This is a genomic window from Actinocorallia libanotica, assembly GCF_039525175.1.
Lineage (GTDB): Bacteria > Actinomycetota > Actinomycetes > Streptosporangiales > Streptosporangiaceae > Actinocorallia > Actinocorallia libanotica.
Genome location: NZ_BAAAHH010000002.1, coordinates 354,826 through 361,696, shown reverse-complemented (window position 1 = coordinate 361,696; position 6,871 = coordinate 354,826). Strand labels below are relative to the sequence as shown.

General features: G+C 70.0%; 9 protein-coding genes. 7 read left to right on the top strand and 2 right to left on the bottom strand.

Features of this window, described 5'->3' with window-relative positions; all coding sequences use genetic code 11:
* Nucleotides 1-577 precede the first annotated feature (577 nt).
* Complete coding sequence (locus tag ABD140_RS04830) at nt 578-1,810, bottom strand: hypothetical protein (protein ID WP_344237103.1); 1,233 nt, start codon at nt 1,808-1,810, stop codon at nt 578-580.
* Between the two features lie 220 nt (nt 1,811-2,030).
* On the opposite strand from ABD140_RS04830, the gene ABD140_RS04825 reads away from it, so the two are divergent.
* Nucleotides 2,031-2,885 (top strand): D-alanyl-D-alanine carboxypeptidase family protein, encoded by an 855-nt coding sequence (locus ABD140_RS04825; RefSeq protein ID WP_344237101.1) that lies wholly within the window; start codon nt 2,031-2,033, stop codon nt 2,883-2,885.
* An 84-nt stretch (nt 2,886-2,969) separates the two neighbouring features.
* Nucleotides 2,970-3,524 (top strand): barstar family protein, encoded by a 555-nt coding sequence (locus ABD140_RS04820; RefSeq protein ID WP_344237099.1) that lies wholly within the window; start codon nt 2,970-2,972, stop codon nt 3,522-3,524.
* Nucleotides 3,525-3,763: 239 nt separating this feature from the next.
* Here ABD140_RS04820 and ABD140_RS04815 read toward each other — a convergent pair whose 3' ends face one another.
* Nucleotides 3,764-4,534, bottom strand: coding sequence for a deoxyribonuclease IV (locus ABD140_RS04815; RefSeq protein ID WP_344237097.1), 771 nt, complete (start codon nt 4,532-4,534; stop codon nt 3,764-3,766).
* 150 nt (nt 4,535-4,684) lie between these two features.
* Here ABD140_RS04815 and ABD140_RS04810 point away from each other — a divergent pair, with 150 nt between their 5' ends.
* The 5 genes from ABD140_RS04810 (at nt 4,685) to rplI (ending at nt 6,831) form a co-directional block, all read left to right on the top strand.
* Nucleotides 4,685-4,822 (top strand): hypothetical protein, encoded by a 138-nt coding sequence (locus ABD140_RS04810; RefSeq protein ID WP_344237095.1) that lies wholly within the window; start codon nt 4,685-4,687, stop codon nt 4,820-4,822.
* 184 nt (nt 4,823-5,006) lie between these two features.
* Nucleotides 5,007-5,297: a 30S ribosomal protein S6 gene (gene rpsF, locus ABD140_RS04805; protein ID WP_106396784.1), complete on the top strand. Its 291-nt coding sequence runs from the start codon at nt 5,007-5,009 to the stop codon at nt 5,295-5,297.
* Between the two features lie 43 nt (nt 5,298-5,340).
* Nucleotides 5,341-5,904 (top strand): single-stranded DNA-binding protein, encoded by a 564-nt coding sequence (locus ABD140_RS04800; RefSeq protein WP_344237092.1) that lies wholly within the window; start codon nt 5,341-5,343, stop codon nt 5,902-5,904.
* Between the two features lie 235 nt (nt 5,905-6,139).
* Nucleotides 6,140-6,376, top strand: a complete 237-nt coding sequence (gene rpsR, locus ABD140_RS04795; RefSeq protein WP_106396786.1) for a 30S ribosomal protein S18 — start codon at nt 6,140-6,142, stop codon at nt 6,374-6,376.
* Between the two features lie 14 nt (nt 6,377-6,390).
* Nucleotides 6,391-6,831 carry a 50S ribosomal protein L9 gene (rplI, locus tag ABD140_RS04790; RefSeq protein WP_344237087.1) on the top strand — a complete coding sequence of 147 codons (441 nt, stop codon included), beginning with the start codon at nt 6,391-6,393 and terminating at the stop codon, nt 6,829-6,831.
* Nucleotides 6,832-6,871: the final 40 nt, after the last annotated feature.

Genomic DNA, 6,871 nt, shown 5'->3' with positions numbered 1-6,871 from the left:
GGGTCCTGCTCGTCGTCGTCCCACTTGGCCCGCCTGGGCCCGTTTCTCGTTGGTTCCCCCACCCCGCTTGTCGTTGTCCCGCCTGGACTCCACCCGTCGTCGGCTCCCATCGGGTCCTGCTCGTCGTCGTCCCACTTGGCCCGCCTGGGCCCGTTTCTCGTTGGTTCCCCCACCCCGCTTGTCGTTGTCCCATCTGGACTCCACCCGTCGTCGGCTCCCCAACTCCCTACTCGTCGTAGGACCCCGTTCGGTCCCTGCCCGGCGTCGGTTCCCCTGGTCCTACTCGTTGCCACATGGACTTCACCGTCGTCGGTTCCTACTTGGTCTCTACTCGTCGTCCCCTCCTGGGCCCCTCACGGCGTCGGTTCCCATCCGGCTTCTACTTCGCCGTCTGTTCCCGTTGCCCGTTACCCGTTGGCGAGCCTTGTAGGGGCGTTTTGCGGGCGGTTCCTGGGGGCGGAGGCGGAGGAGCGGGTCGGTGGGCGGGCTCCTGTAGGGGGCGATTTGAGGGGCTGTAGCGGGTTGTGGGGGCGTTGTGGGGTGATGCCGGGTGACCGGACAGGGGCTCGTGCCGCTTTCAGCTGTGGGTGACGGCTGAAAGCGGCACGAGGCTGGGGGGGTCTGTGGACGGGGGTGGGGGGGGGTTGGGGTGGAGTAAGCGGAGGGGGAGGCGAAGGGTCCGTATGCGGCGGGTGAGGGTGGACAGGTGGGTGGGGGTGGGGGACCAGCCGGATTCGAGGAGGAGGGTGAGCCAGGCGTGGAGGTAGGGGGCGGGGGTGGTGCGGAAGTCGCGGGTGACGGGGAGGACGCGCCAGCCGTGGGAGGCGAGGCGGGTGCGGCGGAAGGTGTCGTGGGAGCGGTGGGCCCGGCCGGTGTGGTGGGCTTCGCCGTCGTATTCGAGGGCGCAGAGGTAGCGGGCGTGGCCCAGGTCCAGGCGGTAGGGGGTGGGCGGGGCGGGGAGCTGGCAGGTGGGGCGGGGGAAGCCGGTGTCGATGAGAACGCCGCGGACGAGGGACTCGCCGGGGGACTGGGCCGCGGGGTCGGCCATCGCGATGACGGCGCGGGCCTGGGTGGAGCCGGGGCCTGCGGCGCGGCGGGCGCGGGCGAGAAGAGCCGGTAGGGAGGCGCCTCGGGCGAGGGACTGGTCGACCAGGGCGAGGGCTTCGTAGCGGGGCAGGGAGCGGGCGCAGTCGTAGGCGGTGCGCTCCAGGGTGGTGAGACGACGGCCGCCCAGCGACGTGATGTCCTCCGGCAGGAGCCGTAGGAGAGGCGGATCATCGCGGCTGGGGCGAGCGGCGGGCGCTCGCGGCGAGACGGCGGCCGGGGTGGAGCGTGGAGCGTCTGCCTTCGGAACGCCGGAAGCCGAGGCGGCCCGCTGGCCGACGGGCCGGGAGGAAGCGGCACGACGGCCGATGGGTCCGGAGGAGGAGGGGCGGTGATCGATGGGTTCGGAGGAGGAGACCGTTGGCAGGGGGATGAGGGCATCCGAGACCGAGGGCGAACGGGTCGAGCCGGGGAGCAACGGCTCTGCGGGGCCGGGAGCGGGGATGGCCGCCCTGGGAGGGCCCGCGGAAGGAGCGGGGGCGGGAGCCGGAGGCGGGTGGGGGACGGCGAGTTCCAGGGGGACGGTGGCGGGGGTGCGGCGGGGGATCGTCAGGCCCCAGAAGAAGGCGGCGGCGCGGGTGGTGAGGAGGAAGGGGACGCGGAGGCGCTCCAAGAGGCGGAGACGGGCTTCGAAGGGGCCGGTGCCATGGGCGACGAGCGGGCGGTGGTCGTGCGGGGCGGCGGTGAAGAGCTCGGGCTGGGTCATGGCTCCACTGTGCGGTCGCGCCCGAAGCCGTAGAGGGCCGAACTGGATTCTGTGGACAGCCGGTTCGCGGGGGTCGGGGGAATCGGTGCTGCGTGGAGGGGGCGGGCGGGGCGAGCGGAGGGGCGGTTCGGCCGGGTGGACGGGTGTGTGTGGTTTGCGAAGTGTCGTAGGGGGGTGCCAGGGTGGGCGGCTGATCTAGGAAGCCAGTGCCGGGGGTGTCGTGCGCAAGCTGATCGTGTCCGTCGTGGTGGGGGCGGCGGTGCTCGTGGGGACGGGGACGCCGGCGGAGGCGGTGCAGCGGGGGCCGAGGCCGGGGGTCAAGGCCAAGGCGGTGGCGCTCAGCCTGGGCGGCAAGACCCTCTGGAACAAGAACATGGACGCCAAGCGGCCCATCGCCAGCCTGACGAAGGTGATGACGGCGATCGTGGTGCTGCGGCAGGAGGGGAACCTCGACCGCACCCTGACGATCAAGAAGAAGTACACCACCTACGGGGACAAGTGGGGCGCCAGCGAGGCGGGCCTCGTCGTGGGGGACAAGGTCAAGGTCCGTGACCTGCTGTACGGGGCGATGCTGGAGTCGGGGGCGGACGCCACCGCGGCCCTCGCCGACGCCTACGGGCCGGGCTACAAGAACTTCATCGCGAAGATGAACGCCACCGCCAAGCGCCTGAAGCTGAAGAAGACGCACTACGCGAACTTCGACGGGCTGCCCTACCCGTCCCAGACGTCGACGTACTCGACGGCGGCCGAGCAGGTCAAGGTGGCCCGGTACGCGCTGCGCTTCCCCACCATCAGGAAGGCCGCCGCCACCAAGAAGATCACCGTCCGGACGGCGAAGAAGCGCACCTACACGTTCGAGAACACCAACCAGCTGATCGGCAAGTACCCCGGCATCCTCGGCATCAAGACCGGCTACACCAACGGCGCCGGCTACTGCTTCATGTTCGCCGCCAAACGCGGCAAGCGCACCCAGATCGGCGTCATTCTCGGCTCGCCCACCGACAAGAGGCGGTTCTATGACGCCAGGCGCCTGCTCGACTGGGGCTTCGGCGACCAGACCCGTGAGTGGCGGTGACGTCACGTCCCCGGCCCGCCGCGGCTACCATCGGCGGGTTCCCGGTACTCGCGGCCGGGCGCGTCGAACACGGGTGAGGAGCGCATGCACGGGCTGGAAGGGCTGATCGCCGGACGGGTGGCGCCGGGCGCCTACCGCTGGGAGATCCCGCTGGAAGAGCTGTTCCGCACCGCCAGGCGGCCTCAGCAGGTCGGTCTCACCCGCACGCCGGACGGGCGGCTCGCGCTTCCTCTGGCCATGGGCGGCGGCCACGCCGACGTCGAGGCGCCCCCGTGGCTGGCGGACGCCGAGGACGCCGGCTGGGAGGTCTTCGGCCTGGGCGAGTCCCAGGACGAGCAGGGCTTCTTCACCAACGCGGCGGACGTCCTGGAGTTCCCCGAAGAAGCCGACTCCGCCGACTGGGACGCCTTCTACGACCTGCTGACCGACATGGAGTGGCTGCCCGCCGAACGCGGCTACCTGATCGTCTGGCCCGGCTGGCGATCCCTGGCCGAAGCCGCCCCCGAGACGTTCTCCACCGCCCTGGACGTGTTCCGCGACGCCGTCGACGCCTGGGCGGAGAGCGACACGCCCATGTACGTGCTGCTCCCCGGCCCCGACGGCGGATTGCGGGAGCTGCCGCCCGTCCCCGAGGACTGAACGCTCCGCACAGAACGCCCTGGCCGGGACTTCGGCGTCCGCGACCGCCATCGTGTCGGTGCAGAACCCAGGGACGGCATCGGAAGCGGAACGCGGGTAAGGCTCGTCGGTGCCGAGGCGGCGTGTCGGTACGCCTGCCGTTCCGTGCGGGCTCCTGAGGACGGCGAGCGGGCTGGTCTCGACGCGGAGGAGACGGTCGGCCTGCGCGGGACCCGAGCCCCGCGCAGGACGTCGAAGCCTCAGAGGGCCTCGCGCAGGAAGGCGATGTCGTCGGCCTGGCCGTCGCCCGGGGTCTCCAGGACGATGGGGGCGCCGGCGTCACGGCAGACGGCGACGATGAGCTCCGGGTCGATCTGGCCGTGTTTGAGGTTGGCGTGCCGGTCGGCGCCGGAGCCGAAGGCATCGCGGCTGTCGTTGCAGTGCACGAGGTCGATGCGGCCGGTGATCGCCTTGATCCGCGCGACGGCGTCCAGCAGCTCCTCGCCGGCGGCGTGGGCGTGGCAGGTGTCCAGGCAGAAACCGACGTTCTTCTCCATGCCGGCCACGCCGTCCAGGGTCTCCCACAGCTGGGCGATCCTGTCGAACTTGCGGGCCATGGCGTTGCCGCCGCCCGCGGTGTTCTCGATCAGCACCGGGATCGGGCACTCCAGCCGTTCGAAGACCTTGCGCCAGTTGTCGAAGCCGACCTGGGGGTCGTCGCCGTCGCCGACGTGCCCGCCGTGCACGATCAGCCCCTTGGCGCCGATCTCGGCGGCCGCCTGCAGGTGCTGTTCCAGCAGCTTGCGGCTGGGGATCCGCACCTTGTTGTTGGTCGTCGCGACGTTGATCCGGTACGGGGCGTGGACGAAGACCTCGACCTCGGAGGCCTTCACCGCCGCGGCCAGGCCCTCGGGCAGCACCGGCTTCTTCCAGCCCTGCGGGTCGCCGAGGAAGAACTGCACGACGTCGGCCTGCAGCTCCGCGGCGGCGGCGAGGGGATCGTCGTCTCTGACATGGGCTCCGATGCGCATGCGTCAAGGCTAACGGCGAGGGCCGACAACGGTCCTCCCCCGAGGGCGCGCACCGGACGGAGCACCCGGCGGGGCGGGCCGTCCACAGGGGCGGGATTTTGTCGGCGGAGGGGGTTAGAGTCGAACACGACTTCGATACGAGGAGGGTTGATGAACGAGTTCTCCCAGATCGGCGACGCGGAGCTGATCGACGAGCTGTCGACGCTGACGACCCAGACCGCCAAGTTGCGAGCGCGCATGTTCGATCTCATGGCCGAGCTCGACCGGCGGCGGACGAGCGTCGTCTGACGGCGTTCGTACACCGGCGGAGCTGTGGAAGCAGGTCTGACGACCCACGGGTTGTTGGTAGCCTGGTTCGGTCCCGCACTCTGCGCTCAGGGCAATCGCCCCAGAGTCGGAAGCGGGCAGGCAGCTAGCCCTCCTGTCACGGGAACGCCGTGACCGCATCAGTCCAAAGGAGGTAGGGACCTCAATGCGTCGCTACGAAGTTATGGTGATCCTCGACCCGTCGCTCGACGAGCGCGCGATCACGCCGACCGTCGACCAGTTCCTCAACGTGGTCAAGACCGGCGGGGGCACCGTGGAGAAGGTCGACGTCTGGGGCCGCCGGCGCCTGTCGTACGACATCCAGAAGAAGTCCGAGGGCATCTACGCCGTCGTCGACCTCACCGCTGAGCCCGCGCTGGTCAAGGAGCTTGACCGCCAGCTCAACCTGAGCGAGTCGGTGCTGCGTACGAAGGTCCTGCGTCCCGAGGTCCACTGAGACCTCGCTGTGAGCCCCACACCGGAGTCGGGAGCGTAACCCCATGGCAGCAGGCGACACCACGATCACACTGGTCGGCAACCTCGTCGAGGACCCCAACCTGCGGTTCACCGCGTCCGGACAGGCCGTCGCGTCCTTCCGCGTCGCGTCCACCCCGCGGTTCCTCGACAAGCAGACCAACGAATGGAAGGACGGCGAGAGCCTCTTCCTCACCGTCAACGTCTGGCGGCAGGCCGCGGAGAACTGCGCGGAAAGCCTCCAGCGGGGCATGCGGGTGATCGTGCAGGGTCGCCTCAAGCAGCGCTCCTACGAGACCAAAGAGGGCGAGAAGCGCACCGTCTACGAGATCGAGGCGGACGAGGTCGGCCCGTCCCTGAAGAACGCCTCCGCCAAGGTGACCAAGACCTCCCGTCAGGGCGGTGGCGGTTACGGCGGCGGTGGCGGCTACCAGGGCGGTGGCGGCGGCGGTTACCAGGGTGGCGGCGGTGGCGGCGGTTACCAGGGCGGCGGAGGCTACTCCGGCGGCCCGGCGACCCCGCCCCAGGACGACCCCTGGGCGACCAGCGCTCCCGCCGGTGGCGGCTTCTCCGACGAACCGCCGTTCTGATCAAGCCCGTCGCTGTGGCAGCGGGGTGACACCTTGCTGCCATACCGGGATGGCGGGAGTCGTGAGCGCCTGGTTCGCCGGGTGACTCGGGTGCGGCTTCCGCTGGGCTGCGGGTGAGTAGCCTGTAGTCCGCCTGGTATCGGTTCTCTGGAGAAATCTGGGGGGCTGTGCCAGGGAAATACTGAAAGACGTCCATTCCTGCTTTGGCAGGGCTCTGAGTTCGAGGAGCACCACGATGGCCAAGCCACCGCCCCGCAAGCCCAAGAAGAAGGTCTGCCTGTTCTGCCAGGAGAAGATCTCTTACGTCGACTACAAGGACACGCCGCTGCTGCGGAAGTTCATCTCCGACCGGGGCAAGATCCGTGCGCGCCGGGTGACCGGCAACTGCACGCAGCACCAGCGCGACGTCGCCACCGCGATCAAGAACGCGCGTGAGATGGCGCTGCTCCCGTACACCTCGACCGCTCGCTAAGGAAGGGGATTGAGATGAAGCTGATCCTCACGCAGCAGGTTGCCGGTCTCGGTGCTCCGGGCGACGTCGTCGAGGTCAAGGACGGCTACGGCCGTAACTACCTCGTGCCGCGCGGCTTCGCCATCCAGTGGAGCAAGGGCGCCGAGAAGCAGATCGCCGTGATCAAGAAGGCGCGTGCCGCCCGCGAGATCGCGACCCTGGACCAGGCCAAGGAAGTCGCCGACTCCCTCAAGGGCCTCAAGGTCGTCGTCAAGGCCCAGTCCGGCAAGAGCGGCCGCCTCTTCGGCGCCGTGACCGCCGGCGACATCGCCGAGGCCGTCAAGACCGCCGGCGGTCCCGACCTCGACAAGCGCCGCATCGAGATCACCAACCCGATCAAGACGACCGGTGCGCACCAGGTCACCGTCCGCCTCCACCCGGAGGTCAGCGGCACGGTCAGCCTGAACGTCGCCTGACCCGACGCAGATCGACAGAAAGGACCGGGGCATCGGGGCC